This window comes from Streptomyces sp. 6-11-2, assembly GCF_006540305.1.
In the GTDB taxonomy this organism is placed as follows: domain Bacteria; phylum Actinomycetota; class Actinomycetes; order Streptomycetales; family Streptomycetaceae; genus Streptomyces.
In genome coordinates this window covers 3,429,096-3,445,878 of sequence record NZ_BJOR01000001.1, presented here as the reverse complement: position 1 = coordinate 3,445,878, position 16,783 = coordinate 3,429,096, and the positions used below count along the sequence as shown (strand labels likewise).

Sequence of the window (16,783 nt, the reverse complement as noted above, 5' to 3'; positions counted from 1 at the left end):
CGCGCACATGACAGCACTCGACCTCAGCAGTCCGGTGGCCGTCGTCGGCACCGGCACCATGGGCCAGGGCATAGCCCAGGTCGCGCTGGTCGCGGGTCACACCGTACGCCTGTACGACGCCGTGCCCGGGCGGGCCCGGGAGGCGGCCGCCGCGATCGGCGCCCGGCTCGACCGGCTCGTCGAGAAGGACCGGCTGACCGGCGCCGAGCGGGACGCGGCCCGCGCCCGGCTCCTGGCCGCCGACGGCCTGACCGAACTCGCCGACTGCGCGCTGGTCGTCGAGGCCGTCCTGGAGCGGCTCGACGTCAAGCAGGAACTGCTGAAGGAGTTGGAGGTCGTCGTCGGCGACGACTGCCTGCTCGCCACCAACACCTCCTCCCTGTCGGTGACGGCCGTCGGCGGCGCGCTCCGCGTCCCGGGCCGCCTCGTGGGCCTGCACTTCTTCAACCCGGCCCCGCTGATGCCGCTGGTCGAGGTGGTCTCCGGGTTCGCCACCGACGTCACGTCGGCCACGCGCGCGTACGAGACGGCCCGCGCCTGGGGCAAGACCCCCGTGGCCTGCGCGGACACCCCCGGCTTCATCGTCAACCGCATCGCCCGGCCCTTCTACGCCGAGGCCTTCGCGGTGTACGAGTCCCAGGGCGCCGACCCCGCCACCATCGACGCGGTCCTGCGCGAGTCGGGCGGCTTCCGGATGGGGGCCTTCGAACTGACCGACCTCATCGGGCAGGACGTCAACGAGTCGGTCACCCACTCGGTGTGGCGGTCGTTCTTCCAGGACGTGCGGTTCACCCCCTCGCTGGCCCAGCGCCGTCTGGTCGAGTCCGGCCGGCACGGCAGGAAGAGCGGCCGGGGCTGGTACGACTACCGCGAGGGCGCCGAGCGCCCCGAGCCGCACACCGCGGAACAGGAGGCGCCGCCCGCGTACGTGGTCGCCGAGGGCGGCCTCGGGCCCGCCTCGGACCTGCTCGCCCTGATCAGGGAGGCGGGCATCCAGGTGCGCGAGGAGAACGAGGACCACGGCACCCGCCTGGTGCTGCCGGGCGGTGGCCGGCTGGTCCTCGCCGACGGGCAGACCTCGGTGGAGTTCCGGGACGCGGTCTGCTTCGACCTCGCCCTCGACTACCGCGCGGCCACGCGGATCGCCCTGTCCGCCTCCCAGGACACCTCGCCGCGGACCGTCGCCGAGGCCACCGGCCTGTTCCAGGCGCTCGGCAAGAAGGTCAGCGTCATCGGGGACGTCCCCGGCATGATCGTCGCCAGCACGGTCGCCCGGATCGTCGACCTGGCGCACGACGCCGTCGCCAAGGGGGTGGCCACCGAGGAGGACATCGACACCGCGATGCGCCTGGGCGTCAACTACCCGCTCGGGCCCTTCGAGTGGAGCCGCAGGCTCGGCGGCACCTGGGCCTGGTCCCTGCTGGACAACCTGCACGAGTGCGATCCGTCCGGCCGCTACGCGCCGTCGCTCGCGCTCCACCGCCACGCCTACGCCACCGACAAGCGGGAGGGCACCTCATGACCACCGCCAGGCGCGACACGTACACCCCGGAGACGCTGCTGTCCGTGGCCGTTCAGGTCTTCATCGAACGCGGCTACGACGGCACCTCCATGGAGCACCTGTCCCGGGCGGCCGGCATCTCCAAGTCGTCGATCTACCACCACGTCGCCGGCAAGGAGGAGCTGCTGCGCCGGGCGGTCAGCCGGGCGCTGGACGAGCTGTTCGGGATCCTCGACGAGGAGCACGCGCGCACGGGGCGCGCCGTCGAGCGCCTGGAGCACGTGGTGCGGCGCATGGTCGAGGTGCTCATCACCGAACTGCCCTATGTGACGCTGCTGCTGCGCGTGCGCGGCAACACCGAGACCGAGCGCTGGGCGCTGGAGCGGCGCCGCGACTTCGACCACCGGGTGGCCGATCTGCTGAGGGCGTCGGCCGAGGAGGGGGACGTGCGCGCCGACGTGGAGGTGCGGCTGGCGACCCGGCTCGTCTTCGGGATGATCAACTCGATCGTGGAGTGGTACCGGCCCGACGGGCGCGGCATGGGGGAGCGCGAGGTGGCCGACGCGGTGACGCGGCTGGTCTTCTCGGGGCTGCGCAAGGACTGACCCCCGCACCGCCTCACCCCTGCGGCTCCAGGTCCTCCTCCTCGAACACCAGCAGCGTGCGCGTGCTGAGCACCTCGGGGATGGCCTGGAGCCGGGTGAGGACCAGCTCACGCAGCGCCCGGTTGTCCGGGGTGTGCACCAGCAGCAGGACGTCGAAGTCGCCGCCGACCAGCGCGATGTGGTGGGCGCCGGGCAGCTGTCTGAGCTGCTCGCGCACCGTGCGCCAGGTGTTCTGCACGATCTTCAGCGTGATGTACGCGGATGTGCCGTGCCCCGCCCGTTCGTGGTCGACGCGGGCGCCGAAGCCGCGGATGACGCCGTCCTCGATGAGCCGGTTGATCCGGGCGTAGGCGTTGGCACGCGAGACGTGGACCTGTTCGGCGACCGACCGTATCGACGCGCGCCCGTCCGTCTGGAGCATGCGCAGGATGTCCTGGTCGATGGCGTCCAGCGGACGCGGTGGCGGCACGGCGCCGTCCGGCTCCTCGGCCATTTGTTCAGGTGCCATGTCCCCCCGCCTTTCCCTCGTGGACGTAGTGCGTCCATCTCAGGTTGTGGAGAACCGTTTGTCCACAGCCTGGGCCCGCCTGTAGCCAAAATGTGCCGACGACCGAACAATCGGTAGGTGGGGCGCGTCACAGCCGACGCGCCCCTCGTAGCCGCTCCCACGAGGAGGTGCCGTCATGACGGTCATGGAGCAGCGGGGCGCGTACCGGCCATCGCCGCCGCCCGCCTGGCAGCCCCGTACCGACCCCGCGCCGCTGCTGCCCGACGCGGAGCCCTACCGCGTCCTGGGGACGGAGGCGGCCGCGAAGGCCGATCCGGAGCTGCTGCGCCGTCTGTACGCGCAGCTGGTCCTGGGCCGCCGTTACAACACGCAGGCCACCGCCCTGACCAAGCAGGGCCGCCTGGCGGTCTACCCCTCCAGCACCGGCCAGGAGGCTTGCGAGGTCGCCGCGGCGCTCGCCCTGGAGGAGCGCGACTGGCTCTTCCCCAGCTACCGCGACACGCTCGCCGTCGTGGCCCGCGGCGTCGACCCCGTCGAGGCCCTGACGCTGCTGCGCGGCGACTGGCACACCGGCTACGACCCCTACGAGCACCGTGTCGCACCGCTGTCGACGCCGCTGGCCACCCAGCTGCCGCACGCCGTCGGCCTCGCCCACGCCGCCCGCCTCAAGGGCGACGACGTGGTCGCGCTGGCGATGATCGGCGACGGCGGCACCAGCGAGGGCGACTTCCACGAGGCGCTGAACTTCGCCGCCGTCTGGCAGGCCCCCGTCGTCTTCCTCGTGCAGAACAACGGCTTCGCGATCTCCGTCCCGCTCGCCAAGCAGACCGCGGCACCGTCCCTGGCCCACAAGGCCGTCGGGTACGGCATGCCGGGCCGCCTGGTCGACGGCAACGACGCCGCCGCCGTGCACGAGGTGCTCGCCGACGCCGTGCGACAGGCGCGCGCGGGAGGCGGGCCCACCCTGATCGAGGCGGTGACCTACCGCATCGACGCCCACACCAACGCCGACGACGCCACCCGCTACCGCGGCGACGCCGAGGTCGAGGCCTGGCGCGAGCACGACCCGATCCAGTTGTTGGAGCGGGAGCTGACCGGGCGCGGCCTGCTCGACGAGGACGGCGTCCGCGCCGCCCGCGAGGACGCCGAGGCGATGGCCGCCCGGCTGCGCGAGCGCATGAACCAGGACGCTCCGCTCGACCCCATGGACCTGTTCGCCCACGTGTACGCGGAGCCGACCCCGCAGCTGCGCGAACAGCGCGCCCAGCTGGTCGCCGAGCTCCAGGCCGAGTCGGAGGAGGGTACGGCCCGATGACCACCGTCGCACTCAAGCCGGCCACCATGGCCCAGGCCCTCACGCGCGCGCTGCGCGACGCGATGGCCGCCGACCCCACCGTGCACGTCATGGGCGAGGACGTCGGCCCCCTCGGCGGCGTCTTCCGCATCACCGACGGCCTCGCCAAGGAGTTCGGCGAGGACCGCTGCACGGACACCCCGCTGGCCGAGGCCGGCATTCTCGGCACCGCCGTCGGCATGGCCATGTACGGGCTGCGCCCGGTGGTCGAGATGCAGTTCGACGCCTTCGCCTACCCGGCGTTCGAGCAGCTGGCCAGCCATGTCGCGAAGATGCGCAACCGCACCCGCGGCAAAATGCCCCTGCCGATCACCATCCGCATCCCCTACGGCGGCGGCATCGGCGGTGTGGAGCACCACAGCGACTCCTCCGAGGCGTACTACATGGCGACTCCGGGGCTCCATGTCGTCACGCCCGCGACCGTCGCCGACGCCTACGGGCTGCTGCGGGCCGCCATCGACTCCGACGACCCGGTCGTCTTCCTGGAGCCCAAGCGGCTGTACTGGTCGAAGGACACCTGGAACCCGGACGACCCGCAGACCGTCGAGCCGGTGGGCCGCGCGGTGGTGCGGCGCACCGGCAGGAGCGCCACGCTGATCACGTACGGCCCGTCCGTGCCCGTCTGCCTCGAAGCCGCCGAGGCGGCGCGGGCCGAGGGCTGGGAGCTGGAGGTCGTCGACCTGCGCTCGCTGGTGCCGTTCGACGACGAGACGGTGTGCGCGTCGGTGCGGCGCACCGGACGCGCGGTCGTCGTGCACGAGTCGGGCGGGTTCGGCGGCCCGGGCGGGGAGATCGCCGCCCGTGTCACGGAGCGCTGCTTCCACCACCTGGAGGCACCGGTGCTGCGCGTGGCCGGGTTCGACCTCCCCTACCCGCCGCCGATGCTGGAGCGGCACCACCTGCCCGGCGTCGACCGGATCCTGGACGCCGTGGCGCGTCTGCAGTGGGAGGCGGGGAGCTGATGGCACAGGTGCTGGAGTTCAGGCTCCCCGACCTCGGGGAGGGGCTCACCGAGGCGGAGGTCGTCCGCTGGCTGGTCGAGGTGGGTGACGTGGTCGCCATCGACCAGCCTGTCGTCGAGGTCGAGACGGCCAAGGCGATGGTCGAGGTGCCCTGCCCCTACGCCGGCGTGGTCACCGCCCGCTTCGGCGAGGAGGGCACGGAACTGCCCGTGGGAGCGCCGCTGCTGACGGTGGCGGTCGGGGAGCAGGACGCCGGTGCCGCGAGTGCCGCGGCCGACGACACCGAGGGCTCCGGCAACGTCCTGGTCGGCTACGGCACGGGGGCGCCTCCGGCGCGCCGCCGCAGGGTGCGCCCGGCACCGATGGCGTCGGGCTCGCGCGACACGAGTGGTGGCGTGGAAGCGGCGGCGCCCGTCGTGGCCGCGGCACCGGCCGCCAACGGGTCCGCGCGTACGGCGGGCGTTCCGTCGGCGGCCCACGCGACCGCGGTGGCCGAGCGGTCCGCCGACGGTCCCGTCCCCGTCATCTCGCCGCTCGTGCGCCGCCTCGCGCGGGAGAACGGCGTGGACCTGCGGCAGCTGTCGGGCTCCGGGCCCGAGGGGCTGATCCTGCGCGCGGACGTCGAGGACGTGCTCAGGGCCGACGCGGCACGGGGCCGCGGTGCCGGCGCACCGGCGGCTCCCGCGACCGCGCCCGCGGCCGGGCCGGCGCAGTCCTCCGGCTCCCGCGTTCCGCTCAAGGGGGTGCGCGGAGCCGTCGCCGACAAGTTGTCCCGCAGCCGCCGGGAGATTCCGGACGCGACCTGCTGGGTGGACGCCGACGCCACGGAGCTGATGCGCGCCCGGGCCGCCATGAACGCGGCCGGGGGACAGAAGATCTCCGTGCTCGCGCTGCTGGCCCGGATCTGCACGGCCGCGCTCGCCCGCCATCCCGAGCTCAACTCGCGGGTCGACATGGAGGCCAGGGAGATCGTCCGGCTGGACGCCGTTCACCTCGGCTTCGCCGCGCAGACCGAACGCGGGCTCGTCGTCCCGGTCGTACGGGACGCGCACACGCGCGACGCGGAGTCCCTGACCGCCGAGTTCGCCCGGCTGACCGAGGCGGCCCGCGCCGGCACCCTCACTCCGGCCGAACTCACCGGCGGCACCTTCACGTTGAACAACTACGGAGTGTTCGGCGTCGACGGATCCACACCGATCATCAATCACCCCGAGGCCGCCATGCTCGGCGTCGGCCGCATCGTCCCCAAGCCGTGGGTGCACGAGGGCGAGCTGGCGGTGCGGCAGGTCGTCCAGCTCTCGCTCACCTTCGACCACCGGGTGTGCGACGGCGGCACGGCGGGCGGTTTCCTGCGGTATGTGGCCGACTGCGTGGAACAGCCGGCGGTGCTGCTGCGCACGCTGTGACGGCAGTGTCCCGCCCGCGTTCCCCTTGATCGCGGGCGGGACGCATACTCGGGGGGTGACCTCCTACGAGCCCCTCGCCCACGACGCCGTCGTGCTCGCCGGAGGAGCCGCCCGGCGGCTCGGCGGCGCGGACAAGCCCGGCCTGCGCGTCGGCGGCCGCGCGCTGCTCGACCGCGTGCTCGCCGCCTGCGTCGACGCGGACACGACGGTGGTGGTCGCCGACCCCCGCCCCACCGCGCGGCCCGTGCGCTGGGCACGCGAGGAACCGGCCGGCGCCGGCCCGCTCGCCGCGCTCGACGCCGGACTGCGCCACACCACGGCGGACCATGTCGTCGTACTCTCCGCCGACCTGCCGTTCCTCGAACGCGACACGGTACGGCGGCTGTTGACCGCCCTGAGGGCCGGCCGGGCCGACGGCGTGCTGCTCACCGACGCCGACGGCCGCGACCAGCCGCTCGTGGCCGCCTATCGCGCGCAGGCGCTGCGCCGCGCGCTGGCCGCGCTCGCCCGCGCCGCTTCCGAGGACGGCTCCGCCCGGGACGGCGCCCTCACCGGGCTGCCGCTGCGCCGGCTCACCGCCGCGCTCGATCTCACCCGCGTCCCAGACGACGTCGCGTCCTTCGACTGCGACACCTGGGACGACATCGTCATCGCCAGAGCACGTATCAGGGAGCATGGGCACGTGTTGGATGAATGGATTTCCGCAGTCAAGGACGAGTTGGGCATCGATCTGGACGTCGACACCCGCGCGCTGCTCGACCTCGCCCGCGACGCCGCCCACGGCGTGGCCCGGCCCGCGGCACCCCTGACCACCTTCCTCGTCGGCTATGCGGCCGCGCAGGCCAAGGGCGGCCCCGAAGCCGTCGCCGAGGCCGCCCGCAAGGCCGCGGCCCTCGCCCAGCGCTGGGCGGACGAGACCACCGGCGGCACCGGCACGCCCGACGTGGCGCCCGACGCCACGCCCGACACCCGCCCGGACGTCTGATGTCCGGCCGTGGCACGCGGGTCGGCGAGAACGTCAAGAACGCCGAGGACGCCGAGGACGCCGAGGACGCCAAGAACGCCAAGAACGCCAAGAACGCCGAGGACGCCGAGGACTTCGACGTGGAGGAGGCGCTCGCCCTGGTGAACGAAGGCAGCAGCCGGCGTGCCCCCGAGCCCGGCCGGGGCCGGGCGGGACGCGGCGGCACCCCCGTATCCGGCTCCGCCTCCTTCGAGGACCACGGGAGCGCCGGTGCAGGTCACGGCACCCCGCACCCCGCGCACGCCCAGAAGGCCCGCCACCAGGCCATCGCCTGGCCGCAGGCCCGCGAGACCGCCGCCCGCGCGGCCCGTGCCGGTGCCCGCCGGGCCCCCGTCCCGGTACCCCTCGAGGCTGCCCTGGGACTGGTCCTGGCCGCGCCCCTGACCGCCCTGTGCGACCTGCCCTCCTTCGACACCTCCGCCATGGACGGCTGGGCGGTCGCCGGCCCCGGCCCCTGGAACGTACGCGACGAGGGTGTCCTGGCCGGGCACGACGAGCCCGAACCGCTGACCGACGGTGAGGCGGTACGCGTCGCGACCGGCGCCCGCGTCCCGCAGGACACCACGGCCGTGCTGCGCAGCGAACACGGCCGCACCGACGCCAAGGGCCGGCTGTACGCCACCGAGGAGTCCGGGCACGGCAAGGACATCCGCCCGCGCGGGCAGGAGTGCCGCAGTGGCGACCAGTTGCTGCCCGTCGGCACCCTGGTGACCCCGGTGGTGCTCGGTCTGGCCGCGGCCGCCGGGTACGACACCCTCACCACGGTCCCCCGCCCCCGCGTCGACGTCCTCGTGCTCGGTGACGAACTGCTCACCGAGGGCCTGCCGCACGACGGACGGATCCGGGACGCGCTCGGCCCGATGCTGCCGCCCTGGCTTCGCGCGCTGGGCGCCGAGGTCACCCGTGTGCGCCGGATCGGCGACGACGCCAAGGCCCTGCACAAGGCGGTCACCGGGTCGCAGGCCGACGTGATCGTCACCACCGGGGGAACCGCCGCCGGACCGGTCGACCACGTCCACCCCACCCTGCGCCGCATCGGCGCCGAACTGCTGGTGGACGGCGTCCAGGTGCGCCCCGGCCACCCCATGCTCCTGGCCCGTACCAAGGAGAACCAGCACCTCGTCGGCCTGCCCGGCAATCCGCTCGCGGCCGTTTCGGGTCTGCTGACGCTCGCCGAGCCGCTGCTGCGCACTCTGGCCGCGCGCCCGGCCCCGGAGCCGTACACGCTGCCGCTGACGGACGCGGTGCACGGGCACCCGGACGACACCCGGCTCGTGCCCGTGGTGCTGCGCGGTGACCGCGCCGTTCCGCTGCACTACAACGGCCCCGCCATGCTGCGCGGCGTCGCGGCGGCCGATGCCCTCGCCGTCGTACCACCGGGTGGTGCCCGGCCGGGTCGGGAGGCCGAACTCCTCGACCTGCCCTGGGCCGCTGCCGGAATCGGGGTGTGTTTCACGTGAAACTTCCGGGCCATGACGCGATCGCCCGCCAGGCGGACGAGCATCTCGTGACCCATCGGGTGAAGCTCCCTCGAAAAGTCGTGGAGCGCCCGATACGTCAGGTCGGCAAACGGCTGTTCCTGGCGGTGCTGGTGCTGCTCGTGACGGTCGTGATCGTCTACGCCGACCGTGAGGGATACCAGGACAGTGCCAAAGAAGCCCCGATGGACCTCATCGCCGCGGCGTACTACGCGACGGTGACCCTCTCCACCACCGGATACGGCGACGTCACCCCCGTCAGCGACAGCGCGCGTCTCACCAACATCTTCGTCATCACCCCGCTGCGTGTGATCTTCCTGATCATCCTGGTCGGCACCACACTCGAAGTCCTCACCGAGCGAACCCGTGAGGAATGGCGTCTGAATCGCTGGAGGTCCACTTTGCGCGATCACACCGTCGTGGTCGGATTCGGCACGAAGGGGAGGTCCGCGCTCCAGACCGTCTGTGCGGCCGGGCTGAAGAAGCAGCAGGTCGTCGTGGTCGACCCCAGCGCCAAGGTGGTCGACGCGGCCACGGCGGAGGGCTACGCGGGCGTGGTCGGAGACGCCACCCGCAGCGAGGTGCTCATGCGGGCCGAGGTGCAGCGGGCACGGCAGATCATCATCGCCACCCAACGGGACGACACCGCCGTGCTGGTCACGCTGACGGCCCGGCAGATCAACCGGGCGGCGAAGATCGTCGCGGCGGTGCGGGAGGAGGAGAACGCGCCGCTGCTCAAGCAGTCCGGGGCCGATGCCGTCGTCACCAGCGCGAGCGCGGCGGGGCGGCTGCTCGGGCTGTCCGTGCTCAGTCCGGCCGCGAGCATGGTCCTGGAGGACCTCATCCAGCAGGGCAGCGGCCTGGACATCATCGAACGGCCCGTCATAAAGGCCGAGGTGGGCCAGGACCCACGGGACATGGACGACCTGGTGGTGAGTGTGCTGCGCGGACACCGGGTGCTGGGCTACGACGACCCGTCCGTACGGGAACTGGAGCTGACCGACCGTCTGATCACCATCGTCCGGGCCACGCCGGGAACGAAGGTCACCCCTGACACACGGCCGCTTCCCCAGGACTGACGACGGCACTGCGAAGCAGTAGCGTCGGGCCCATGCATGCGATCACGATTCCCGAACCCGGTGGGCCCGAGGCGTTGGTGTGGGACGAGGTACCGGATCCCGTGCCCGGCGAGGGAGAGGTGCTGGTCGAGGTGGCGGCGAGCGCCGTCAACCGGGCCGACATCCTGCAACGGCAGGGCTTCTACAACCCGCCGCCCGGTGCTTCCCCGTACCCCGGTCTGGAGTGCTCCGGGCGGATCGCGGCGCTCGGTCCCGGGGTGTCCGGCTGGTCCGTCGGCGACGAGGTGTGCGCGCTGCTCGCGGGCGGTGGTTACGCCGAGAAGGCCGCCGTTCCGGCCGGTCAGCTGCTGCCCGTGCCCGACGGCGTCGGCCTGAGGCAGGCCGCGGCGCTGCCGGAGGTGACCTGCACCGTCTGGTCCAACGTCTTCATGGTCGCCCAGCTGCGCCCCGGCGAGACGCTGCTCGTGCACGGCGGCTCCAGCGGCATCGGCACGATGGCGATCCAGCTCGCCCGGGCCGTGGGCGCGAAGGTCGCCGTGACCGCGGGCACCAAGGAGAAGCTCGAGCGCTGCGCCGAACTGGGCGCCGAGATCCTGATCAACTACCGCGAGCAGGACTTCGTCGAGGAGATCCGACGGGCCACGGACGGGAACGGCGCCGACGTGATCCTCGACAACATGGGCGCCACGTACCTGGACCGCAACGTCCAGGCCCTCGCCGTCAACGGCCGGCTCGCGATCATCGGTATGCAGGGCGGGGTCAAGGGTGAGCTGAACATCGGCACCCTGCTCGGCAAGCGGGCCGCGATCAGCGCGACCTCGCTGCGCGCCCGCCCGCTCGGCGAGAAGGCGGCCATCGTCGCCGCCGTGCGCGAACACGTCTGGCCGCTGTTCGCCGACGGGCACGTCCGGCCGGTGGTCGACCAGGAGCTCCCGATGAGCGACGCCGCGACCGCCCACCGGATCCTGGAGGAGAGCGGCCACATCGGCAAGGTGCTTTTGGTGACGTCCTGATCCCCGCACCTCCGCCGCCGTACCGGTTGCGCCGGATCCAGTGCCCCGACAGGCACTAGCTCCGGCGCAACCGCAGGGCGATGAACGCCAGGCCGAGGCCGAGGCCGATCAGGACGAGCCCGCCGCCCAGGGACAGGGTCCGCAGCACGGGTCCGTTCTCGGTCTGCGCGACGGGCAGGGCGCCGGGACTGTCCTGCGGCCCGGACGGCACGGGAGCGGCCTCCTGACCCGAGGGTGAGGCGCTCGTCGCCTCCGGCGTCGCGCTCGCGCTCTCGGAATCCTCGTTGCCGTCGTCGTGGTCCCGCTCCCTCTCCCACCAGTGCGGCCGTCCCGGCCGATGCCGCCCCCCACCGGGGTCGTTCCCGGCCCCCGACGGGTCGGAGGACGACAAGGACGGGGACGGCGGGGAGGAAGGCGAGGAGGAAGGCGAGGAGGAAAGGGAGGAGGGTGACGAGGCCGGGTGCGAGGCTGGGGACGACGGCGTCGAGGGCGGGGGCCCGTGGACCGGTGAGGAGCGGGAGCCGGCGGCCTTCCCGGGGGTGGCGGTGCCCGGGGCAGGGGTGCCGGACGCAGCGGCGCCGGAGGCGTCCGTGGCGGCCCCGGACGCGATGTCGTGCGGCGCGGCGGAGGCCGAGGGCGCCGAGGGCGCCCGCGCGGCGCCGTGCGCCGGGGCGGAGCCACTGGCCGGGACGGCCGCTGCCAGCGCGATCAGCAGTCCCGTCGCGCGCAGCTGAGCGCGCAGCCATGGAGTCACGTCGGGGACCCCCTCGCGGTGCCCGGTAGCGGATCAGATCATTTCTGCAACAACAGTCACATCACTGGACCAATCCGGCATTCCAGGATCGGCCACCGGGCCCAACCCACTGCACAATCCGGTTATGGCGATACGTCATGGACTGCTGGCGCTCCTGGCGGACGGCCCCCGCCACGGCTCCCGGCTGCGCGCCGAGTTCGAGGCGCGCACGGGGGCGGTCCGACCGCTGCACATCGGCCGGGTCTGTGCCGCGCTCGGCCGCCTGGAGCACGAGGGCCTGGTCACCCGGGAGGGCGTGGACGGGGCCGGCCGGGTGGTCTACGCACTGGCCGAGGCGGGTCGCGCCGAGCTGCGGGCCTGGTACGCGCGGCCGGTGGAGCGGACGGATCCGCCGCGCGACGAGCTGGCGATCAAGCTGGTGCTGGCGGTGGCGGCGCCCGGCGTCGATGTGCGCGAGGTCGTCGAGGTACAGCGCCGGCATGTCTCCGAGTCGCTGCACGACTACGTGCGGCGGCGCGCCGAGGTCTTGGCCGGCTCGCTCAGGGGGCCGGGCGAGGTGGCCCGGCTGCTGGTCGTGGAGCGGCTGATCTGCTGTGCCGAGGCGGAGTCCCGCTGGCTGGACCACTGCGAGGCCCGTCTGCTCCGGCTGGACCTCCCCCGGGCCGACGACGCGGGGAAATGACGCGGTGGACCGCTTTCCGCGGGGGCGCCACGGAAGTGGCATGTACGGGTGCGCGACAATGGCGGCATGGAGATGCCGAGGAACGAACGGTCGCCGGAGAATCCGCAGATCCTGGTCGTGGGCCAGGACGGAATGGCGCTCGGCGGCGGCGGGGACGACGACTCCCGTGAGACCCCGGTGACGGAGCAGGTGGAGCAGCCCGCGAAGGTCATGCGGATCGGCAGCATGATCAAGCAGCTTCTCGAAGAGGTGCGCGCGGCTCCCCTGGACGAGGCCAGCCGGGTCCGGTTGAAGGAGATCCACACGAGCTCGGTCAAGGAGCTGGAGGACGGCCTGGCGCCGGAACTCGTCGAGGAGCTGGAGCGGCTCTCCCTGCCGTTCACCGACGAGGGAACCCCCAGTGACGCCGAACTGCGCATCGCGCAGGCGCAGTTGGTGGGCTGGCTGGAGGGCCTCTTCCACGGGATCCAGACGACTCTGTTCGCCCAGCAGATGGCCGCCCGCGCCCAGCTGGAGCAGATGCGCCGTGCCCTGCCCCCGGGTATCGGGCACGACGGCGGCGACGACCCCCGCACGGGCGGCCGCTCGGGCGGGCCGTACCTGTAGGCGTCCGTACGCGCAGGTGTCCTGCCCGCGGGCGCCGGGTCCGCGGGCCGTATGCCGCGCCCCCGCCCGCACCTGTCCTCGCAGCGCGGACAGGAAAAGGCCCCGGCAACCGTACTGCCGGGGCCCTTTTCCTACGGGACCGCGCTTCTCACGGGACCGCCCGCCGTGCTCGACGGGAGCCGGAGGGGGCGGTGAAGGTCAGGACGACTCGGGGTTGCCGGTCGAGACGTAGAGCTGGATCACCGGCATGTTCTTCGGGTCGACGTCCGTGTCGGCCGCGGGGTACTGGTTCATGACCGTGTCCTGGCCGTACGTGTTCTCGTTGACGTCGATCGGCTTCAGCTTCCAGCCCGCGGCCTGGAGGCACTCCTTGACCGAGCCGAGGTTCTTGTACCGGAAGTCCGGCAGCCTGACCTTGTCCGGGTCGTTGTACGCCTCCCGCGGCTCCTTGCAGTCGTCGGGGTCGATCGTCTTCGAGGTGTCCGGCCCGCGGTGGCCCTCGACCACCGAGGTGGACGCGCTCGCGCCGCCGCCTCCGCCCTTGGCCTCGTCTCCGCTGCCACCGGTGTCCAGGGTCAGCGCGACGAGCAGGCCGACCACCGCGATGGCGGCGACGGCGATCGACCCGATGACCACGGGCCTGGTGCTCCTGCCGCCGCCCGGCGGGGGCGTGTGCTGGGGCGACACGGCGTACGGCGGCGGGGTCGGCGCCTGCTGCTGCGCGTACGGCGACGCGATGGGCGTCTGGTAGCCGGGCTGCTGCGGGTAGCCGTAACTCGCGGGTGTGGGGGCGCCGGTGCTGTAGGGATTGGGCGTCGGGGCCGGCTGGTACGGCGTCTGCACATGGCCCTGGGGGACCGGGGATGTCTGGTCGACGGGCGGGAAGACGGCCGAGCCGACGCCCGCGCCGCTCGGCGTGTGGGCGCCGGGGACGATGCTGGGCGCGGCCGCCTGGAAGGAGGCCGCCACGCGCAGGCACTCGTCGCGCATGGACTCGGAGCTGGGGAAACGCTCGTTGGGGTTCTTCTTCAGCGCGCGGGCGACCAGCGCGTCCACCGCCGGAGGAAGCGAGCGGTTGATCGAGGAGGGCGCCACCGGCTCCTCCTGCACATGCGCGTACGCGATGGCCAGGGGGGAGTCCGCGTCGAACGGCAGCCGCCCGGTGACCAGTTGGAACAGCATGATGCCGACCGAGTACAGGTCGGACCGCGCGTCCACGCCCCGGCCGAGCGCCTGCTCCGGCGAGAGGTACTGCGGGGTGCCGACGACCATGCCGGTCTGCGTCATCGACGTCACGCCGGACTGCATGGCGCGGGCGATGCCGAAGTCCATGACCTTGACCACGCCGCGCTTGGTCATCATCACGTTGCCCGGCTTGATGTCGCGGTGGACCAGGCCCATTTCGTGGCTGATCTCCAGCGCGGCGAGCACGTCCGCGGTGATCTTCAGCGCCTTGTCGGCGGGCATCGCGCCGAACTGCCGGATGTCCTCCTCCAGCACCGAGCCGAGGGGGCGGCCCTCGATGTACTCCATGACGATGTACGGCGTCGTCATGCCGTCCACATCGTCCTCGCCGGTGTCGAAGACCGAGACGATGTTGGTGTGCGTGAGCTTCGCCACTGCCTGGGCCTCGCGGCGGAACCGCTCGCGGAAGGCCTGTTCGCGGCCGAGTTCGGTGTGGAGTGTCTTGATCGCGACCTGGCGGTCGAGCACGGAGTCGTAGGCGAGGTGCACCGAGGCCATGCCGCCCTCGCCGAGCAGGTCGCGCAGCTGGTAGCGGCCGCCGGCCAGCGCCCGTCCCGCGTATTGGCCGTGTGCGCCGTCCTGGCTCATGTCTCCGCGTCCCCCACTAGGCCGTCAGGCGCCCTCGTTGATCGAATGAGTCATTCCCGGCCAAGTCTGCCCGAGGGCACTGACACGTCAAGCTCGGTGCCCGTTCCGTGACCGTACGCGAAAGAAGCGTCGCGGAAGCGTTACAGCAGGCGTACGGCCGGTCCACGGAATTTGCACCATGGCACCCGCAGGGGGTTTCATGGCCGGTCCGTCTCGGGCCGGTCCCGGCGGTGCTCGCCGCGACGATCCTGGACCGGCGGCCCCCGCGGAGCCTGTAGCGTGGCCGACGGAGACCGTGACAACACCGCGCGCACCGCGGGCAGAAACGACGGCGAGGACTGATGGCACAGCAGCATCGCGCCCAGGGCCCGTCCGACCCCGAGGCGACTGGCGGCGGTATGTCGGACGCGCCGGAGATGTGGGGCAACAACGGCCTGGTCGGCGACGGCCGGTACCGGTTGACGCACAGACTCGGCAGGGGCGGCATGGCCGAGGTGTTCGCGGCCGAGGACGTGCGCCTCGGGCGGACCGTGGCGGTCAAGCTGCTCCGCGCAGACCTGGCCGAGGACCCTGTCTCGAAGGCCCGGTTCACACGTGAGGCCCAGTCGGTGGCCGGGCTCAACCACCACGCGATCGTCGCCGTGTACGACTCCGGCGAGGACCAGGCGGGCGGCCAGGCCGTGCCGTACATCGTGATGGAGCTGGTCGAGGGCCGCACCATCCGCGATCTGCTGCTCAACGCCGAGGCGCCCGGCCCGGAGCAGGCGCTGATCATCGTCTCCGGTGTGCTGGAGGCGCTGGCCTACTCGCACCAGCACGGCATCGTGCACCGCGACATCAAGCCGGCCAACGTCATCATCACCGACAACGGCGCCGTGAAGGTGATGGACTTCGGCATCGCCCGCGCCCTGCACGGGGCGTCCACGACGATGACGCAGACCGGCATGGTCATGGGCACTCCGCAGTACCTCTCCCCGGAGCAGGCCCTCGGCAAGGCCGTCGACTACCGCTCCGACCTGTACGCCACGGGCTGCCTGCTGTACGAACTCCTCGCGCTGCGGCCCCCGTTCACCGGCGAGACCCCGCTTTCGGTGGTCTACCAGCACGTCCAGGACATGCCGGTGCCGCCGTCGCAGGTCGCCGGCGGCACCTGCCCGCCGGAGCTCGACGGCCTGGTCATGCGCTCGCTGGCCAAGGAGCCCGACGACCGTTTCCAGACCGCCGAGGAGATGCGCGGGCTGGTCCAGTACGGGTTGCAGATGCTGTACGACCAGGGCGGCCACACCGGCACCTGGAACACCGGCCCGGTCGAGGCGCACGACGGCCGGCACACCCCGGCGGCGGGCTACGCGGGCACGACCGTGATGCCGCACCAGGCCGACCTCGGCTCCGGCACCACGCAGATCCCTCAGCCGATCCTGCCCGCCGGGTACGGCAACCCGGACGACGGCGGCTTCGAGGGGCACGGCAACAAGGGCAGCGGCCGCGGCAAGCTGTGGATCCTGGCCGTCCTCGCGGTGATCGCCATCGCCGCGGGCGTGGCACTGGCACTGCAGAACACCGGCGGTGACACCGGCACCGGCGTCGACACCAGCAAGTCGCCGTCGAACACGCAGTCCACCGACGACGCGCAGCCCAGCACCAGCCCGAGCGACACGTCGGACGAGCAGCCGTCGGACACGTCGACGGACCGGGGCCACGGCTCGGGCGGGGGCAACTGGAAGTACACGCCGTCGTACCGGCCGTCGTGGACCCCGTCGGAGCCGTCCGGCGAGCAGCCCTCCAACGAGCAGTCCGACCCGCAGACCTCCAACGAACCGACCGACCCCGGGCCTCCGTCGACCTCCCAGGACCCGGGCGTCCCGCCGAGCGACGGCTCCGGGGACAGCGGCGGTGGCGACGCCGCCGGCACCGCCGCGGGCGCGGCGGGTAACCCCGTCGGAGGCAACTGAGTCCCGCCGCGAACCGAGCATCCTTC

General features: G+C 72.9%; 16 protein-coding genes. 13 read left to right on the top strand and 3 right to left on the bottom strand.

The window, feature by feature from the left end; genetic code table 11:
• Positions 1-7 precede the first annotated feature (7 nt).
• Positions 8-1,522: a 3-hydroxyacyl-CoA dehydrogenase gene (locus tag TNCT6_RS14810; protein WP_141359820.1), complete on the top strand. Its 1,515-nt coding sequence runs from the start codon at positions 8-10 to the stop codon at positions 1,520-1,522.
• Positions 1,519-2,106: a TetR/AcrR family transcriptional regulator gene (locus tag TNCT6_RS14805; RefSeq protein WP_141359819.1), complete on the top strand. Its 588-nt coding sequence runs from the start codon at positions 1,519-1,521 to the stop codon at positions 2,104-2,106. The genes TNCT6_RS14810 and TNCT6_RS14805 overlap by 4 nt, the downstream gene beginning before the upstream one ends.
• Before the next feature lie 13 nt (positions 2,107-2,119).
• Here the strand turns inward: TNCT6_RS14805 and TNCT6_RS14800 are convergent, their stop codons facing one another.
• Positions 2,120-2,599: an Lrp/AsnC family transcriptional regulator gene (locus tag TNCT6_RS14800; protein WP_141366442.1), complete on the bottom strand. Its 480-nt coding sequence runs from the start codon at positions 2,597-2,599 to the stop codon at positions 2,120-2,122.
• Between the two features lie 190 nt (positions 2,600-2,789).
• Here TNCT6_RS14800 and pdhA point away from each other — a divergent pair, with 190 nt between their 5' ends.
• Genes pdhA through TNCT6_RS14765 form a run of 7 tightly spaced genes read left to right on the top strand, consistent with a single transcriptional unit; the run spans position 2,790 to position 10,930 of the window.
• Complete coding sequence (pdhA, locus tag TNCT6_RS14795; RefSeq protein ID WP_141359818.1) at positions 2,790-3,929, top strand: pyruvate dehydrogenase (acetyl-transferring) E1 component subunit alpha; 1,140 nt, start codon at positions 2,790-2,792, stop codon at positions 3,927-3,929.
• Positions 3,926-4,930: an alpha-ketoacid dehydrogenase subunit beta gene (locus TNCT6_RS14790; protein WP_141359817.1), complete on the top strand. Its 1,005-nt coding sequence runs from the start codon at positions 3,926-3,928 to the stop codon at positions 4,928-4,930. The genes pdhA and TNCT6_RS14790 overlap by 4 nt, the downstream gene beginning before the upstream one ends.
• A complete protein-coding gene (locus TNCT6_RS14785) occupies positions 4,930-6,336 on the top strand; it encodes a dihydrolipoamide acetyltransferase family protein (RefSeq protein WP_141359816.1) in 1,407 nt (468 codons plus the stop codon). The genes TNCT6_RS14790 and TNCT6_RS14785 overlap by 1 nt, the downstream gene beginning before the upstream one ends.
• Positions 6,337-6,391: 55 nt before the next feature.
• Positions 6,392-7,321, top strand: a complete 930-nt coding sequence (locus TNCT6_RS14780) for an NTP transferase domain-containing protein (protein WP_253266109.1) — start codon at positions 6,392-6,394, stop codon at positions 7,319-7,321.
• Positions 7,321-8,820 (top strand): molybdopterin molybdotransferase MoeA, encoded by a 1,500-nt coding sequence (locus TNCT6_RS14775; RefSeq protein ID WP_141359815.1) that lies wholly within the window; start codon positions 7,321-7,323, stop codon positions 8,818-8,820. The genes TNCT6_RS14780 and TNCT6_RS14775 overlap by 1 nt, the downstream gene beginning before the upstream one ends.
• Positions 8,817-9,917 (top strand): TrkA family potassium uptake protein, encoded by a 1,101-nt coding sequence (locus TNCT6_RS14770; protein ID WP_141359814.1) that lies wholly within the window; start codon positions 8,817-8,819, stop codon positions 9,915-9,917. The genes TNCT6_RS14775 and TNCT6_RS14770 overlap by 4 nt, the downstream gene beginning before the upstream one ends.
• A 32-nt stretch (positions 9,918-9,949) precedes the next feature.
• Positions 9,950-10,930 (top strand): NAD(P)H-quinone oxidoreductase, encoded by a 981-nt coding sequence (locus tag TNCT6_RS14765; protein WP_141359813.1) that lies wholly within the window; start codon positions 9,950-9,952, stop codon positions 10,928-10,930.
• A 55-nt stretch (positions 10,931-10,985) separates the two neighbouring features.
• Here TNCT6_RS14765 and TNCT6_RS39880 read toward each other — a convergent pair whose 3' ends face one another.
• Positions 10,986-11,141, bottom strand: a complete 156-nt coding sequence (locus TNCT6_RS39880) for a hypothetical protein (protein ID WP_172632911.1) — start codon at positions 11,139-11,141, stop codon at positions 10,986-10,988.
• A gap of 73 nt (positions 11,142-11,214) precedes the next feature.
• On the opposite strand from TNCT6_RS39880, the gene TNCT6_RS39875 reads away from it, so the two are divergent.
• The 3 genes from TNCT6_RS39875 (at position 11,215) to TNCT6_RS14755 (ending at position 12,972) form a co-directional block, all read left to right on the top strand.
• Positions 11,215-11,664, top strand: a complete 450-nt coding sequence (locus TNCT6_RS39875; protein ID WP_172632910.1) for a hypothetical protein — start codon at positions 11,215-11,217, stop codon at positions 11,662-11,664.
• Between the two features lie 144 nt (positions 11,665-11,808).
• On the top strand, positions 11,809-12,366 hold the full coding sequence (locus tag TNCT6_RS14760; RefSeq protein WP_141359812.1) for a PadR family transcriptional regulator: 558 nt from the start codon (positions 11,809-11,811) through the stop codon (positions 12,364-12,366).
• A gap of 66 nt (positions 12,367-12,432) precedes the next feature.
• Positions 12,433-12,972 (top strand): bacterial proteasome activator family protein, encoded by a 540-nt coding sequence (locus TNCT6_RS14755; protein ID WP_141359811.1) that lies wholly within the window; start codon positions 12,433-12,435, stop codon positions 12,970-12,972.
• Positions 12,973-13,170: 198 nt separating this feature from the next.
• Here TNCT6_RS14755 and TNCT6_RS14750 read toward each other — a convergent pair whose 3' ends face one another.
• Positions 13,171-14,805 carry a protein kinase gene (locus TNCT6_RS14750; RefSeq protein ID WP_141359810.1) on the bottom strand — a complete coding sequence of 545 codons (1,635 nt, stop codon included), beginning with the start codon at positions 14,803-14,805 and terminating at the stop codon, positions 13,171-13,173.
• A gap of 341 nt (positions 14,806-15,146) precedes the next feature.
• On the opposite strand from TNCT6_RS14750, the gene TNCT6_RS14745 reads away from it, so the two are divergent.
• Positions 15,147-16,757: a protein kinase gene (locus tag TNCT6_RS14745; RefSeq protein ID WP_172632909.1), complete on the top strand. Its 1,611-nt coding sequence runs from the start codon at positions 15,147-15,149 to the stop codon at positions 16,755-16,757.
• Positions 16,758-16,783 lie beyond the last annotated feature (26 nt).

Coding starts and splice junctions, on each gene's coding strand:
- TNCT6_RS14810 (WP_141359820.1), top strand. CDS start 8: ATGACAGCACTCGACCTCAGCAGTCCGGTGGCCGTCGTCGGCACCGGC.
- TNCT6_RS14805 (WP_141359819.1), top strand. CDS start 1,519: ATGACCACCGCCAGGCGCGACACGTACACCCCGGAGACGCTGCTGTCC.
- TNCT6_RS14800 (WP_141366442.1), bottom strand. CDS start 2,599: ATGGCCGAGGAGCCGGACGGCGCCGTGCCGCCACCGCGTCCGCTGGAC.
- pdhA (WP_141359818.1), top strand. CDS start 2,790: ATGACGGTCATGGAGCAGCGGGGCGCGTACCGGCCATCGCCGCCGCCC.
- TNCT6_RS14790 (WP_141359817.1), top strand. CDS start 3,926: ATGACCACCGTCGCACTCAAGCCGGCCACCATGGCCCAGGCCCTCACG.
- TNCT6_RS14785 (WP_141359816.1), top strand. CDS start 4,930: ATGGCACAGGTGCTGGAGTTCAGGCTCCCCGACCTCGGGGAGGGGCTC.
- TNCT6_RS14775 (WP_141359815.1), top strand. CDS start 7,321: ATGTCCGGCCGTGGCACGCGGGTCGGCGAGAACGTCAAGAACGCCGAG.
- TNCT6_RS14765 (WP_141359813.1), top strand. CDS start 9,950: ATGCATGCGATCACGATTCCCGAACCCGGTGGGCCCGAGGCGTTGGTG.
- TNCT6_RS14760 (WP_141359812.1), top strand. CDS start 11,809: ATGGCGATACGTCATGGACTGCTGGCGCTCCTGGCGGACGGCCCCCGC.
- TNCT6_RS14755 (WP_141359811.1), top strand. CDS start 12,433: ATGGAGATGCCGAGGAACGAACGGTCGCCGGAGAATCCGCAGATCCTG.
- TNCT6_RS14750 (WP_141359810.1), bottom strand. CDS start 14,805: ATGAGCCAGGACGGCGCACACGGCCAATACGCGGGACGGGCGCTGGCC.
- TNCT6_RS14745 (WP_172632909.1), top strand. CDS start 15,147: ATGGCACAGCAGCATCGCGCCCAGGGCCCGTCCGACCCCGAGGCGACT.